This window comes from Methylobacterium sp. (assembly GCF_019745455.1).
In the GTDB taxonomy this organism is placed as follows: domain Bacteria; phylum Pseudomonadota; class Alphaproteobacteria; order Rhizobiales; family Beijerinckiaceae; genus Methylobacterium.
This window is the reverse complement of sequence record NZ_JAIETD010000091.1, coordinates 1-14,013: the sequence shown is the minus strand read 5'-3', so window position 1 is coordinate 14,013 and position 14,013 is coordinate 1. Positions and strand designations below refer to the sequence as shown.

Here is a 14,013-nt window from a genome sequence, read left to right as displayed (position 1 = left end):
GCAACTGGCCGACCAGTACGAGTGGAACTCAATCACGATGTAAAGAACGTCGGCGTTATGAAAACTATGCGCGCAGCGTATTTGATAAATCTGAAAAGCGATGCGATGTTTGGCGCAATAATTTTCAACATGAATAACAAAGTACCCGCCTCTCGGAATAGGTATTTATTACTAACATGAACTTTGAAAAATCACAGACAGCAGTTGACCGCCTGACTCCCGAGCAGCGCCGGATTACGCAAGATTCGGGAACCGAAAAGCCCTTCACGGGCGAGTACATCGACAACAAGGAGCTTGGCATCTACGTCGACATAGTGTCGGGAGAACCGCTGTTCGCGTCAACGGATAAGTTTGATTCCGGTACTGGCTGGCCTAGCTTCACTAAACCGATCGTTCCAGAAAACGTGAACGAGGTCCGGGACAGAGCACACGGCATGGTCCGGACGGAGGTCAGGTCGGCACATGCCGACAGCCATCTAGGCCACGTGTTCCCGGATGGTCCCTCCGACCGCGGCGGTCTGCGTTACTGCATCAACTCGGCTTCCCTTTGCTTCATCCCGCTCGACGAAATGACGGCCAAGGGATACGGCAAATATCTTGATCAGGTAGTGGGGGCTTAACATGCTTCAGCGCGCTGTTCTCGCAGGCGGATGTTTCTGGGGCATGCAGGATTTGATCCGCAAGAGGCCCGGAATCGTCTCGACCCGTGTGGGCTACACCGGCGGCGATGCTCCGAACGCCACTTATCGTAATCACGGCACGCATGCCGAGGGGATCGAGATCATTTTCGACCCAGCGGTCACAAGCTACCGAAACATTCTGGAATACTTCTTTCAGATTCACGATCCGACAACGAAAAATCGCCAAGGCAATGATCATGGTCTCTCCTATCGATCGGGCATTTATTACATCGACGAGGTCCAGAAGCGCGTTGCCGAGGAGACTATCTCCGATGTGGATGCCTCCGGGCTGTGGAATGGCAAAGTTGTAACAGAAATTGAGCCAATCAGAGATTTCTGGGAGGCTGAACCAGAGCACCAAGATTATCTTGAGAAACGGATCGGTGGCTATACCTGTCACTTTCCCCGTCCCGGCTGGGTACTTCCCAAGCGCCAAAATGCTGGCGATGCACAGCCCGCAACCGGGACTGTAGCGGACTAACTTCACGGACGTCGCTGCTGCGCCGGTCCGGTTCGTAATCCTCGTGGCCCCGTCGTCCAACGATGCGGTCATCGAACCGAGCCTTGATGGGGTGGACCATTCCCGCCCACCGCCCTCGTAGCAGCGGAGTCGCCGAACCAGCCAAGACCTTCCATACTGTGCAATCACGCAGCGCTGGCCGGCCTAGCTTCTCGATCGCCTGCAACTGTAGGCCGCGCCAACGCCCCATGGCGTGAAGGTCTCGATTATGCTAGAAGAAATAGATTTGGCAAACGAGCACCATATGATCGACATCTCGAGCAACGAGGTGGAAGACTCGGCATTCGTTTCGTTGAACCCGAACGGTCGCATACTGGCGATCACTGATCCGGTAGCCTCAGACGGCACGTCCATCGCCCTATGAGAATCCGGTCCGATCCTGCATAGCCTGGCCAAAAAGACTGATCAGCTCATCCGAGTTCGGCCGCCCAAGGTTACGAAACCCTGATTTGGGTGTTCTTAAAAGTGTCGGCCAACGGCCCGATCTTCGGGCGGCTCGTTTTCTTGCGATGGGGCGGTACGGTCTGTCGCGATAAGTGGCGTCGACAACGCTTTACCGATGAATATAAGCGCCTACTGGGTATCTTGGGCCGCCGGCTGGAAGGCCACCACTTGATCATCAACAGGTATTCTATCGCGGGCATTGTGACACTCGACGGAGTGAATGCTCTGGTTGAATCGGACGATGCCGGCGACATCATTGATCTCGGCAACCTTTCGAATATCCAGGCTTGGCTCGGATGTGGTCAGGCTAGACCCGCGGTGCAGCGTGGCTTGCACATTCCTACGAGGCCTGCATGAGCGTCCTAGCCGGCTACTATTACAACGAGGGCAAGCGGGTCCGAGAAGTGGCGATCGACGAGCAAGTCGATCTGGAGAAGGGAAGCTCCGGTTTCTGCTGGATCGCGCTTCACGACCCCACCGCCGACGAACTTCGTACGCTCCAAGAGACGTATCAACTCTATCCGGTGACGATCGATAATGCGATGCACCCGTTGTGCCCGCCGAAGCTCGAAGTCTACAATGATAAGTTATACATTGTCGCTCAGACCGCCGAGTTGGTTGGCGACAGGATAAACTACGGCAAGATGGCGATCTTCACCGGTCACAATCATCTTATCAGCGTACGGCACGGCAACGCCGGAGCACTAGGCAAACTTAGGGAACAACTGGAGGCTTCGCCGGCGCTCTTCGGAAAGGGGGTCGACTACGTGCTGCACGCGATCTTGCACCGTATCGTCGACCAGTATCTGCCTATTTTCGAAATGATCGAGGATGACGTCCTGGCGATGGAGAGACGTTCATTAGACGATTTTCTCGGACGGGCAGAAGTCGCCCGAATCTTCGGGCTGAGATGCGAACTCACGCGCTTCCGACGCACGCTCGGAGCTATGGCCGAAATGGTCAGAAAGCTCGTCCGCGGGCACATTCCCTGCATCAGCGCGGAGGTGAGGCCATACTTCAACGATGTTGCGGATCACGTCGATCGCGTGCAGTCCATGGTCGACGGCCTATTCCAGGTCCTGTCCACGGTCTTCGAGGCCAGCAGCCTTTTGGAAGCACAAAGGATGGGTGTAATAACCCGCCAGCTCGCGGCTTGGGCGGCAATACTGTCAGTTCCAACGGCGATTGCAGGTATATATGGCATGAACTTCAAGCATATGCCGGAGCTGGACACGGCCTACGGATACTTCGTTGTGATGGGGGTGATAGCGATGTCCTCCCTTTTCCTATTTTTGCGCTTTAAGAAGTCTAAGTGGCTGTGAATACTAAACCTTGCATTACTCGCCATCGTTTGACGGATCTTAGCGCGCCCGATGCCAAGTCGGGCTTAATCCAATGCCAGGCAAAGGTGAAACTATGACAGCCCAACTCACCGATGTTCTAGAAATGGTACGGTCCTTTGTCGCCAAGGGCTACGACTGCGAGTACCGCGTCAAGGACGGTGATCTCGTTGATCTCAAACTCGGATCAACACTTGATCTGTGCACCCTAAGCGTCGACGCGGCATTGCGCCTCGAAAGCGGAAGTGACGCCGAAGACGCCTCCAACATTTACGCGATCTCCGATCCAGCGACCGGGCATAAGGGTCTGATGATCGACGCGTTCGACGTGTTCGACGAAATCTGTCACCGCAACCTCTCCGAGCGGCTTATAGCGCATCGGAAAACGGCGCCAGCAGGCGACCAGAATGTGCCGAGCAAGTTCGGGCTGCGCAAAGTCTATACGGAAGAGTTCGACGGGGATGCCGAGCGTTACGTTTTGCGGGAGAGCTTTCCGGACGGTCCAGCCTGCCCTTTCGGTGGAGCCTTCAGCATCCTCGGTTTCGATACCGCCGAACAGTCTTATGTGTGGCGCGTCACAAGCATCATCCGTGATTCCCGGGTAATTAGGATTCCCTACCAGGGAGAAGGCGTCATCAGCGACGAATAGCGGGGTCGGTGACCTCGTAAGGTCCCCTTCCGTTGCGGTCACGGACCAGCCTACTCGTCCCCTGAATTATTGTAATACAACGAGGTGATTATGGACTGGAATAAGGACCACATCCGAGAGACCATGCTTTCGCTGGAAGCGGCAGCCTTGCATAGCGCTCATGACAGCTACCTGAACTATGTCTTCGCCGCTCAGATCGATCGGACCGAACCGATCGAGAACGACGAGCAGGCTCAGGCCGAGGTGGCGAGCGACTTCGCGGAAGCGCTCGATGACACGCTCCATGACCTTGCCGATAAGCTCGAAAAGCTCAAGACGATCGACTTCGGCCCCAAGTCAACCGTCCTAGAAGGTGCTGTCGTCAAACTGTCCGGTCGCCACTTCGTGATCGCGGTGTCGACGAGCAGGTTCACATGTCAGGGGCGTGAACTCATGGGCATTTCGACGATGGCGCCAATCTTCGAAGCAATCGAAGGTGCCCGAGCAGGAGAGACCGTGCATTTCAACGGCATGGACCTCATGGTGGAGGGCGTGGAATAGGGCGCCTATCGCAGTCGACGCAATAGGAGCCTGTCCGAGTAACGAGTTCGCGTGTCGAGATCGATATGGGAAGTTTGGCGATCAGACCGGTTGCTTTGGATTCAACAACCGGCCTTGGCCAGCTTGCGGGGGTTGTGGGATGTGCAGATCATCGCCTATTCGCCCCGGACCTGATCGACGCCTCGGAGCAGGAACTGTCGGAAGCGTCTGGCCTGCTTTATCTGCTTGCACACGGGCTCGACCACTTGTTTCCTGAGGCAATAGCGGCTGCAGCCGCCAGCCCGGTCCAAGCGCGCGGCCATCGAGCTCATTAAGGGCGACTTCGACATCCACCCGCAACCGGTTGTATCGGCCTCGCCATGGCGCGTGTGTTTCGGCGTGCAACTTTGACCCCGTGAGGTAGGGGATCGGCGTCCAATTCTGACCCCCTAACCTCGTTCTCGCAGACTGCCCTCCGGTACGGCCGGAAGGGTGGTGTAGGGGGATGAAGGGCGTGGACACGATTGCGCGCATCCGGCGCGAGTTCTTCACCCGCGGCCGCGCGATCAAGGACATCGTCCGCGATCTGCACGTCTCCCGCAACACGGTCCGGAAGGTCGTCCGGTCGGGGGCCACCGCCTTCGCCTACGAGCGCGAAGTGCAGCCGCTGCCCAAGCTCGGGCCGTGGCGCGACGATCTCGATCGGATGCTGACCACCAACGCCGGCAAGTCCGCTCGCGAGCGGCTGACGCTGATCCGGATCTACGAGGCGCTGCGCGGGCTCGGCTACGAGGGCGGCTACGATGCCGTTCGGCGCTATGCCAAAACCTGGAAGCGTGAGCGCGCCTCGGTCACGGCCCAGGCGTTCGTACCGCTGTCGTTCGCCCCGGGTGAGGCCTATCAGTTCGACTGGAGCCACGAGATCGTGCTGATCGGCGGCACGACCGTCACGGTTAAGGTCGCCCACGTCCGGCTGTGCCACTCGCGCATGCTGTTCGTGCGGGCCTATCCGCGCGAGAGCCAGGAGATGGTGTTCGACGCTCACGACCGGGCGTTCGCGTTCTTCAAAGGCACCTGCCAGCGCGGCATCTACGACAACATGAAGACCGCGGTGGAGACGATCTTCGTCGGGCGCGAGCGCGCCTATAACCGTCGCTTCCTGCAGATGTGCTCGCACTACCTCGTCGATCCGGTCGCCTGCACACCGGCCTCGGGCTGGGAGAAGGGGCAGGTCGAGAACCAGGTCGGGCTGGTGCGCGAGCGCTTCTTCACCCCGCGTGTCCGAGTGAAGAGCTACGAGGAGCTGAACGCGCTCCTGCTCGATGGGGTAATCGCCTACGCCAAGGCCCATCCCCATCCTGAGGAGCGCGAGCGCACCGTCTGGGAGCGGTTCGAGGCCGAGCGAGCAGCCCTCGTTCCCTATGCCGGCCGCTTCGACGGCTTCCACGCCGTCACCGCTTCGGTGTCCACGACCTGCCTCGTGCGCTTCGACACCAACCGCTACTCGGTCATGGCCTCCGCCATCGGCCGGCCGGCCGAGGTGCGGGCCTACGCCCAGCGCGTCGAGATCCGGCAGGACGGCCGCGTCGTCGCAGAGCACGAGCGCGCCTTCGGGCGAGATCAGACCGTGTTCGATCCCTGGCACTATGTCCCCGTGCTGGCCCGCAAGCCCGGCGCGCTCCGGAACGGCGCACCGTTCAAGGACTGGGTCCTGCCTCCCGCCCTTGACCGGGTCCGACGCAAGCTCGCCGGCAGTGCCGGGGGTGACCGGCAGATGGTGGAGATCCTCACCGCCGTGCTCAGCGACGGGTTGCCGGCCGTCGAGGCGGCCTGTGCCGAGGCGCTGCGCGAGGGCGTGCACTCGGCCGACATCGTCCTCAACATCCTCGCCCGGCAGCGCGAGCCGACCGCGCCCGTCACCATCCTGACCCCCGAGAGCCTGCGGCTGCGCCACGAGCCGGTCGCGGATTGCGCCCGCTACGACAGCCTGAGGAGCCCCCCATGATGGAACGCCAGAACATCCTCGCCACCATGGGCGAGCTGAAGCTCTTCGGCATGAAGGCCGCCTACGACGAGATCATCAAGGTCGCGCTCAAACGCACCCACGAGCCGCAGCAGATCGTCGGCGACCTGCTCCAGGCCGAGATCTCCGAGAAGCAGGCGCGTTCGATCCGCTATCAGATGACGATTGCCAAGCTGCCCCTGGCCAAGGACATCGCCGAGTTCGCCTTCGACGGCACCCCGATCAACGAGGGTTTGGTACGCGCGCTCTCCGGCGGCGAGTTCCTGGCTCACCAGCGCAACGTCGTGCTCGTCGGCGGCACCGGCACCGGCAAGACCCACCTCGCCATCGCCATCGCCCGGGCCTGCATCCGAGACGGGGCACGGGGCCGGTTCTACAACGTCGTCGACCTCGTCAACCGGCTCGAAGCCGAAGCGCGCGCCGGCCGGCAGGGCCGCATCGCCGACCATCTCGCCCGGCTCGATCTCGTGGTGCTCGACGAACTCGGCTACCTGCCCTTCGCGCAGTCGGGCGGGCAGCTCCTGTTCCACCTGATCAGCAAGCTCTACGAGACCACCTCGATCGTAGTCACCACCAACCTCGCCTTCGGGGAATGGCCCAGCGTGTTCGCCGGCGACGCCAAGATGACCACGGCGCTGCTCGACCGGCTCACCCACCATTGCGAGATCGTTGAGACCGGCAACGAGAGCTGGCGCTTCAAGAACCGCGCCTGAGGCCGGCCCACGTCGCGCCTGCTGGACCCCTGATCAGCCCGGCTGCGCCACCCCGACCCGCTTCGCCGGGCTGATCAGGGGCGTCCCGCCATACCCATCCGGGGGGTCAAAGTTCGACGCCGATCCAGGGTCAATGTTCAACGCTGTTTGACAGCCGCCTCAGGCAGCGCCGGATCGAGCCAGTCAAGCGACCCTACGCGAGGAGGGTACCGTCGACGATACGATGCGGAGGTGAGCCTCCACTGCGGCGATGAACCCGGGGGGGAAGCGTAGCGTGGCAACACGGGTCCTGGACAGGAAGCCTGCTGTTGCTCTGACACTGAGAGGCTCACCCTCGTGCCTGAGGAACGTCGCCAGAGGTTTCGAACGGATCCCCAAAGGATCCGTACTGATCGCGACTGCATGCCGCCGTGTGCCGTCGAAGCGCGCCGCCTTCGGCAGCGTTCCGGACATCGGCAGGTGCCGATCACGATCACGGTCGTACTTGCCCGGATCCAATAGGCGCCGACCGATCCAGTGAGCGACAGGAACGCTTACCGCGTTGCCCACGAGACCCCAACGCATACCTGTACGAACGACACGCTCGGCCGGCATCGTCCAATCCTCTTGAAACCCCTGCATGCGCTCGGCGTCTCGGATATCAGGCTTGATAATCCGGCCGTCCGGAAGGAGGATCGCTGGCTGCGACGGGATGCCGATGGTTGAGCCGTTCTTGAGGGTGGGAATGGCATCGACCGCCCATCCCAGGCCCCCTCGGCCCTCGGTCCAATAGAAGCCGTGCGCGAGCTGCCCCAGTGCGGTGACCGGCCGCTCCAGCGGATTGTCGTCCGCCATCAGGACATCGGCCGGATCGCCGTCGCGCGAGGCCAAGAGGTAGACGCGCTCGCGGCGTTGCGGCAGCCCGAAGCCGTTCGTGTCGACGACCCGCCAAGCCCAGAGATAGCCGAGTTCCTCCAGGGCGGCGATGATGGTCCTCATCGCCGCCCCGCGCCCCAACTGAAGCATGAACGGGACGTTCTCGAGAAGAATCCAACGCGGACGCGAACGCGCCGCTAACCGGAACACCTCCTCGACGAGCGCGCTTCGCTGCCCCCCCAGGCCCTGGGTCAGGCCCGCCTGGCTGAGATCCTGACAGGGAAAGCCAGCGGCGACCAGCTCGGTCCCAGCCGGCAGGTCCGCCATCGCCCTGACGTCGTCGGACTTGTCTACGGAGTCGAAGCGGGCGTCCAGGACCGCGCGAGCGGCTGGCAGAATCTCGTTGAGGACGAGGCAACTATGGCCGGCCCTGGCGAGCCCGGCCTCCAGCCCGCCGATACCTGCGAACAGGCCTGCGACTTTCATCCGTATCTTCCTCGTGCGTTCGAATCCGTCGTGTCGAAGCCATGATCCTGCATTACCTCCCGGGCGCCAGTCCCGGGGAGGCTCGGTCGCGACTTATCCTGGCCGTGATGCAGCCGGGCCGCAGCCGACCGTACATGGGTGCGATGGTCGGAGGCGGGCGTCGCGACGCCGCTCCGCTGAAAGAGCAGGGCGCTTCGGCTAGCGACTCGAACGGACTCGGACAGCACCTCGCCGAACGAGGTCCTTCTCGCACGGCGCCCTCCCGGTTGCGGCCTTCGCGAGACGTGAGGCTGCGCGCCTAGGATAGAAGGCGCGGCCGCCGCACGTTTCCGGGGGAATCGCCGGCTGCATGTCGGCGTCTGCTAGAAGACGGGCAATCGCCACCCCTGATCTGCCGTTCTGCCGCGCCAACTCGACAGCCGACACGTAGGTTTTCCGGAACGTCGACCAATCGGTAGCCGACACCTCGCGCCTGTACCTATTTCTGAATCCGCACGATCCGCGCCTGAGTTTTAGCCTTCCCGAGTCCGCCAAGGCCCGCGCGACGCGACGGCTTCCGAGATGGGACACGACCTCGCTCCATGGAACATCCGAGGTCTCCTTGCGATGCATGGAAAACACCTCGCAAATTTCGAAGATGAGGCCCGATACGCCGGGACGCCCCTCCAGAACTCCCCTCGGCATCAAGAGTCCATCCATTACGGCCCGCACCACCGCACCGATCGAGGACATGCCACGCCGCGCCGCATCCGAAAGCATGGCGCATCCCGCCGGCACCTCTTCGAAGATCGGCCTGTTTCCGACGACGTCCGAGATCAGCCCGTCGATGTCCCGGCGTGCGAATCTGTCTTCGCGAATTCCCAGCCCCGTCCTCGGGATCATCGGCACCAAGCAGCCGGATGCAACGAGCGAAACCATGCCTTCGTTCGTGAGCCCGAGGCGGCTGCGCGCTTCGCGAGACCAACAGCTGGCGGCCACGAGGTCTGCTACTCGCGAGCAATCGGCCGCGTGGTAAAGCGGTATCGGGCTCGGCCCGGGAGCCGGCATGGCTCCGACGAGGTCGAGCATCCGCGCAGCGGTAGCAGGCTCCAGCCCCGTCGCGTCACAGACTTGGGCGACGGTGCGAAGCGCGGACTCGTCGATTCGCCTGCCGTAGAGCATTTGTCCCGGCCTCAGCGGCATTGTCGCAAGGGCGTGCTCGCGCAGGGCTTCCCGCACAGGGTCGTAGGCCGCGTCGCGTTCGTCGTGCGCGAGCCATGCGTGGAGACGCCCGTATGCCATCCTCGGACTCAGTTCCAGCCGGCCGGGCCGGGCCGTTGCCACGAGGTCGTCGAGAAAGGCCCGGAACGGGGATGCCCCTCCCTCGTAGGCTGACATCCCAGCCGATAGGAGCGGCCGCATGTCCACGTCACGCGCGTCGCTGCGTGCCCAGCGGCCGTGCAGGCGCATGGCGCCGCAACGCTCGAGAAGCGGTAAGACCTTGCCGAGCGTCAGCTGGTCGAGGAGGTCGACGCTGCGGCGTTCAGCGAAACCCAGGCGGCCGAGAACATAGGTTTCTCCGGAAAGTGTGGTCTGGACCCCAAGGATCGGAGACGCAGAGTTCGTACCGCAGCCGGAAGCGGGATGGACAAGCTCGGTCCCATGTCGGGGGCAAAGCCGAATCGAGGGGAGGTCCCACCAGGTTCTGCGGAACGCCCTCGGAGCCGGATCGCCCACGCGACATTCGTCTTCGGCAACGCACTCGCGACAGAGGCGACGCTGAGCCGGTGACCAATCCTTGCGGCTCAGCGACTCGCCGAACAATCGGACCGTGCCGGGCTCGACGACGAAGGTAGAGGCAGCGAGGAGGCCTGCATCGACGCCCGCGAGACGGGCGACACGGTCCGTGTCGCGACCCGCCATCACCATCCTCCAATCCAAACCGAGACCTGCACTGAACGTCATGGCATTCGCTGACCCGAATCGACAGGCGAGCCGCTCAAGAAGGGCGTAGGCCGGCTCGCCGCTTCCCAGCGGAAGGCGCAGCGGCAGACTCCCGGAAGGTGGTCTACTTGCCATATGTCGGCTCGGCGATCCCTCCGGTCCCGCGCATGCGGGTGTTCCCGGCCCCGTTCGACTTCGAGCCGGACACCGCCGCCTCGCGAAGCTGCACGGCGTTCATGAGGAAAGGATTGAGGAGATCGCCACGCCGCCGCCATCGCTCGTAGGCCACGGCCAGGGTCTCGTCGACGGTATCCTCTTCGGCCTTGTACGACATTTCCGCGGCGCAGCGGATGAGCTTGGCCGCGAGGCCGACATAGCCGCCTGTGGCGAGCTGGAAGCGATCGACTTTTTGGGCGAAGTCGCTCTTTCCTATGAACTTGCCGATACAGCTGAGATCGGCAAGCTGCTGGTCGTAGCCCTCGAGGAACGCGGTGAACTCGGCACGTCCGACCTTGCCGGCGAAGGGTGTCATTGGAAGCTGGGATCCTCGACGCTCGAACTGCTTCCAGCGATCGAAGAACGTCAGTACGGACGGCTCCCCCGCCAGCACGAGTTGGATGTCCGTCTCGTTCAACAGCGTCTTAAGCGTCTCGGAGACGGTGCGCTCATGCCGGTCCGTCCGCGACAGGTTCACGATGTGCTGGAACTCGTCGATCTTGATGACCCGGACTCCGCGCTCGCGGGCGACCTTCAAGAACTGTCGCATCAACATGGGCTCGGACGGACGGTCGCTCACCTCGTAACCCGAGACGATGGAAAGCATCTTCACGATGAGCGCCTTCATGCGACCCGGCGACGGTGCGTCGAGTCGCAGGACAGGCATCGGGTCGGCCCATCGAGTCCTGACATCGGGGAAGTCCCCGTCGAGGAGGTTGCGATCCAACAGCCAACTCTTCCCCGCGCCGGTCAGGCCGCCGATCACGAAGACGTTCCCTCGTTCGCCGCGCCGTGCCCGGTCCCGAAGGTTCCGCATCTCGCGCCTTCCCTCGTTATACAGGGTTGTCGGGACGTGGATCTCGTCCTCCATGGCGAAGACGAACGCGTCGAGCCTGGCTGCGTTCTCGGGCGCCTCCCAGTTCACGCGGGGACGCCCACCCGTTCGATCCAGGGCGCCGGGCGCGCCGGCCCCGACCGTCCAGGCGCCGGCCAGGTCGGGGAGGGGGGTCTCGAAAGCCGGCTGCACGTTCTGATCCATCTCGTGTTGTCCTCAGTCGTAGTATTGCGAACGTGTGGCGATCGATCCGGGGATATGCACCGCGACCGCGACCGCGACCGCGGCTGCGGCCGCAGCCGGGACGACATCGGGATCGACGCGGCGGCTGGGCTGGACGACTGCACCTTCGCCGGCGTTCCGGGCGCCATCCGCGAACTTCTGCCTGGGTTTGCTCAGCGGCTTCCCGCCCTCGTCCTCCCGCGTGGCGCGCTCGAAGAGTTCCATGCGTGCGTCGGCCACGGTCTCGCGCCGGACGATCTCGTCGGCCGGCGTCCGCTCCTTCGACCGGTGCCGAGTCCGCTTCCACATGTCGAGGTCGAGCCCCTGGATGAGGTCGAGATCCTGGCATGGTACGCGCAGCGGCACGTTGGGTTGGACGGTGTCGTCCCATACGCGGAGCTCGGCCAAATTCAGCGGATCCAGGACGCAATGCCACTTCCGCTTGAGACCATGGTCGTTTCTCAGTTTCTCCAACTCATCGCTGTCCCAATGGAGGCCCAGGTATTCGATGCCCTGGTCGCGGTTGGGCTTGTGCAGTGGCAACCCAGTGAGCATGACGACGTCCTTCGCCTTCGACGGCATGTATACCCCGTGGACCGAAAGCTCCTGCCAGACCTCCCGTGGAGTTCGGTTATAGAGATTTCGATGGTTGTGCTGATGGTAATAAGCTGTAATCCAGATTGCGAACATTTCCCTCAGTGCCGGCATCTCTATGCGCGCACGGTCGGTCGGCTTGTAGTCGCCCCGCTTCTCGGGACTTTGGAATGTCCGACCGGGAATCGATGCGAAGTTGCGCTGAACCTCCCCGAAGAAGCGTTCCACGCGTCCCTTTTCCCAGGGTCGTCGACGCGGACAGTATAGTATCTCGAAGTCCAGCTGCGCCGCAGCCGCCTTGAGGGCCTGGCTGTGGAACTCCTTCCCGTTGTCGACCTTGAGCACCTTCGGAAGTCCGAAGCAGGGATTCTCAACGATGCGCCCGTTGACGGTCACGTCGGGCTTCGGCGAGAGCATGCTGCGCAGGCATTGCATCACAGAGACGTACGAGGGCGGTTCGAGCGAGATCGACCAACCCACCACGCAACGCGACGCAGCGCATACGGCGACCGTAAGCCATGGCCGGCCTGCGATACCCTTCTTCTGTATCGGCGCGTCGCTCTCTGTTTCCAGAGGTTGGCCGTTGCGTCCTCGGGTCACCACGACGTCCAGAAGGGCGTGGTCAATCTCGACGATATCGCAGAGTCGGCTTGGCGTCGGCCTCCGTCGCTTGGCGACGAACTGCATGGCTCCCTTGCGCTTGCCTTGACGGGCGTCCGCGATCTCGCGCGCAGTGTAACGTCTCTGGATGAAGCGATGCAGGGCCGTTTCAGTCAATGGTGTGAGCCTGTCGCCCGAATTTCGGTTGTGCTCCTCGATTCGCCCGGACAGGTATTCATGCAGCGTCCGGACGCCGATTCTTTCCTCCTGGAGATAGAACTTCTTCACGGCTGCGTCGTAGATGGAGACGAGCGACGGGTTTAGCTCGGTCGGCTTCCTACCCTTCCGGTCGTTGAGCGGCACCAGTGCGGCCGGCTCCCGACCCGAACGTTCCCAGCGGCGAAACCAATCCCGGAGCGTGAAGGGGGACGGCGTGGGTTCCTGGATTCCATTCCGCCGCTTATGCGAGGCGACGGCACGAGCCACCGCCCCATAACAGGGCTCCTTGCGCCTGAACAAGGAGCTGCCGCCGTTCTTTCGGCGGTCCTCCAGTCCATCAATGACCGTCACGTAGTCCCAGCGTCCAAGGGCCACCGTCTGTTCAGCATCTGTGAATTCAGCGAGGGACCGTCTCAAATTTTCTTGGACCCCTAGAGGCAGCCCGGGATGTACTTGCTTGGGTATCTCGAACTTGTCGGCGAAGTAGAGTGTAGCCAGCTCCTTCGAAGAGTGCGTGACGGTCCTGCCGTTCACCTCACTACGGAAGACGTGCCCGGCGTCCTCGCGCGACATGAAAGTGTGGAAGGTACCTTCGATCCTCACGGAGGCACCGATGGGAAAGTTGATGAAAGGTACCGTCATCGCGCGTAATGATCCAGTGGAGGAGAGGGTCGACAAGCATCGGTTGGCGCATTCGCCGGTGCGCTCAGGTATCCGCCGTCAGCGAAAGACCTTCAGGCGGCCGAGGGCGAACATGCGTGCCATTTCGTCGTGGGCGAGCGCCAGCAAGGTCCCGTCCACCGCGTTGTGGAAGATCACGTAGCCGTTGCCCTCCCGATGGATCGCGTGAGCGACCCCGTCGATGTCGAAGAAGGCGAACAGCCGGACTTGGACTCGATCCATGGCGAGCGTTCCATTTCGAAATGAGGGGATCCAGGGCGCGAGAAGGCTTCTCGCCGATGCTTCGGTCTTTTCAGTATTCGCGTGGGTTCAGAGTTCGAGGACGGATTGGGTCGGATCCGACTCCTCAGGTCGGCGAACCACTGTTCGCCCGACGCGCCGCACACAGCAGGAGGGCGATCGCCCGGGAGGGTCGCGCGGGTAGCGTCCGCGGACGAGGTGTAAATTCGAGGACCGCTTTGGCGGGGATTGGGGTGGCCATCGGGCCATGCGGC

Annotated in this window: 12 protein-coding genes and 3 pseudogenes; 9 read left to right on the top strand and 6 right to left on the bottom strand. The window is 62.4% G+C overall.

Annotation, left to right across the window (positions count from 1 at the left end; genetic code table 11):
* From K2Y56_RS17870 to K2Y56_RS17845, 6 genes are all read left to right on the top strand, one after another.
* Window positions 1-180: hypothetical protein (locus K2Y56_RS17870; protein WP_292510511.1), on the top strand; the 180-nt coding region annotated here is incomplete at its 5' end.
* Window positions 177-620 (top strand): peptide-methionine (R)-S-oxide reductase MsrB, encoded by a 444-nt coding sequence (msrB, locus tag K2Y56_RS17865; RefSeq protein ID WP_292510508.1) that lies wholly within the window; start codon window positions 177-179, stop codon window positions 618-620. The genes K2Y56_RS17870 and msrB, both read left to right, overlap by 4 nt.
* A gap of 1 nt (window position 621) precedes the next feature.
* Entirely contained in the window at window positions 622-1,161 is a 540-nt protein-coding gene (msrA, locus tag K2Y56_RS17860; protein ID WP_292510505.1) for a peptide-methionine (S)-S-oxide reductase MsrA, read from the top strand.
* 836 nt (window positions 1,162-1,997) lie between these two features.
* Window positions 1,998-2,966: a magnesium and cobalt transport protein CorA gene (locus tag K2Y56_RS17855; protein WP_292510502.1), complete on the top strand. Its 969-nt coding sequence runs from the start codon at window positions 1,998-2,000 to the stop codon at window positions 2,964-2,966.
* A 94-nt stretch (window positions 2,967-3,060) separates the two neighbouring features.
* The gene (locus K2Y56_RS17850; protein WP_292510499.1) at window positions 3,061-3,633 is read left to right on the top strand and encodes a hypothetical protein; all 573 of its coding nucleotides are present in this window, start codon (window positions 3,061-3,063) and stop codon (window positions 3,631-3,633) included.
* 90 nt (window positions 3,634-3,723) lie between these two features.
* Window positions 3,724-4,173, top strand: coding sequence for a hypothetical protein (locus tag K2Y56_RS17845; protein WP_292510496.1), 450 nt, complete (start codon window positions 3,724-3,726; stop codon window positions 4,171-4,173).
* Between the two features lie 155 nt (window positions 4,174-4,328).
* On the opposite strand, the pseudogene K2Y56_RS17840 reads toward K2Y56_RS17845, so the two are convergent.
* A pseudogene (locus K2Y56_RS17840) lies at window positions 4,329-4,538 on the bottom strand (IS5/IS1182 family transposase); the annotation flags it as partial.
* 119 nt (window positions 4,539-4,657) lie between these two features.
* Between K2Y56_RS17840 and istA the strand changes: the two are divergent.
* Together istA and istB are read left to right on the top strand one after the other, a co-directional pair.
* Window positions 4,658-6,145: pseudogene (istA, locus tag K2Y56_RS17835) on the top strand (IS21 family transposase); the annotation flags it as partial.
* Window positions 6,146-6,153: 8 nt separating this feature from the next.
* Window positions 6,154-6,888, top strand: a complete 735-nt coding sequence (gene istB / locus K2Y56_RS17830) for an IS21-like element helper ATPase IstB (RefSeq protein ID WP_279601257.1) — start codon at window positions 6,154-6,156, stop codon at window positions 6,886-6,888.
* 183 nt (window positions 6,889-7,071) lie between these two features.
* On the opposite strand, the gene K2Y56_RS17825 is transcribed toward istB, so the two are convergent.
* On the bottom strand, window positions 7,072-8,229 hold the full coding sequence (locus tag K2Y56_RS17825; RefSeq protein ID WP_292510492.1) for a DNA cytosine methyltransferase: 1,158 nt from the start codon (window positions 8,227-8,229) through the stop codon (window positions 7,072-7,074).
* Between the two features lie 610 nt (window positions 8,230-8,839).
* Here K2Y56_RS17825 and K2Y56_RS17820 point away from each other — a divergent pair.
* Entirely contained in the window at window positions 8,840-9,244 is a 405-nt protein-coding gene (locus tag K2Y56_RS17820) for a hypothetical protein (protein WP_292510488.1), read from the top strand.
* A 626-nt stretch (window positions 9,245-9,870) separates the two neighbouring features.
* On the opposite strand, the pseudogene K2Y56_RS26555 reads toward K2Y56_RS17820, so the two are convergent.
* From K2Y56_RS26555 to K2Y56_RS17805, 4 genes and pseudogenes are all read right to left on the bottom strand, one after another.
* Window positions 9,871-10,287, bottom strand: a pseudogene (locus K2Y56_RS26555) (TniQ family protein); the annotation flags it as partial.
* Complete coding sequence (locus tag K2Y56_RS17815; protein WP_292510486.1) at window positions 10,277-11,407, bottom strand: TniB family NTP-binding protein; 1,131 nt, start codon at window positions 11,405-11,407, stop codon at window positions 10,277-10,279. The pseudogene K2Y56_RS26555 and the gene K2Y56_RS17815, both read right to left, overlap by 11 nt.
* Window positions 11,408-11,419: 12 nt before the next feature.
* The gene (locus K2Y56_RS17810) at window positions 11,420-13,480 is read right to left on the bottom strand and encodes a DDE-type integrase/transposase/recombinase (RefSeq protein ID WP_292510484.1); all 2,061 of its coding nucleotides are present in this window, start codon (window positions 13,478-13,480) and stop codon (window positions 11,420-11,422) included.
* Window positions 13,481-13,558: 78 nt separating this feature from the next.
* On the bottom strand, window positions 13,559-13,741 hold the full coding sequence (locus K2Y56_RS17805; protein ID WP_292510481.1) for a hypothetical protein: 183 nt from the start codon (window positions 13,739-13,741) through the stop codon (window positions 13,559-13,561).
* Between the last annotated feature and the right edge of the window lie 272 nt (window positions 13,742-14,013).

Excerpts from the sequence above, each read along its gene's own strand:
- K2Y56_RS17805 (WP_292510481.1), bottom strand. The coding sequence starts at position 13,741 with ATGGATCGAGTCCAAGTCCGGCTGTTCGCCTTCTTCGACATCGACGGG.
- K2Y56_RS17820 (WP_292510488.1), top strand. The coding sequence starts at position 8,840 with ATGGAAAACACCTCGCAAATTTCGAAGATGAGGCCCGATACGCCGGGA.
- K2Y56_RS17845 (WP_292510496.1), top strand. The coding sequence starts at position 3,724 with ATGGACTGGAATAAGGACCACATCCGAGAGACCATGCTTTCGCTGGAA.
- K2Y56_RS17850 (WP_292510499.1), top strand. The coding sequence starts at position 3,061 with ATGACAGCCCAACTCACCGATGTTCTAGAAATGGTACGGTCCTTTGTC.
- K2Y56_RS17855 (WP_292510502.1), top strand. The coding sequence starts at position 1,998 with ATGAGCGTCCTAGCCGGCTACTATTACAACGAGGGCAAGCGGGTCCGA.
- K2Y56_RS17810 (WP_292510484.1), bottom strand. The coding sequence starts at position 13,480 with ATGACGGTACCTTTCATCAACTTTCCCATCGGTGCCTCCGTGAGGATC.
- msrA (WP_292510505.1), top strand. The coding sequence starts at position 622 with ATGCTTCAGCGCGCTGTTCTCGCAGGCGGATGTTTCTGGGGCATGCAG.
- istB (WP_279601257.1), top strand. The coding sequence starts at position 6,154 with ATGATGGAACGCCAGAACATCCTCGCCACCATGGGCGAGCTGAAGCTC.
- msrB (WP_292510508.1), top strand. The coding sequence starts at position 177 with ATGAACTTTGAAAAATCACAGACAGCAGTTGACCGCCTGACTCCCGAG.
- K2Y56_RS17815 (WP_292510486.1), bottom strand. The coding sequence starts at position 11,407 with ATGGATCAGAACGTGCAGCCGGCTTTCGAGACCCCCCTCCCCGACCTG.
- K2Y56_RS17825 (WP_292510492.1), bottom strand. The coding sequence starts at position 8,229 with ATGAAAGTCGCAGGCCTGTTCGCAGGTATCGGCGGGCTGGAGGCCGGG.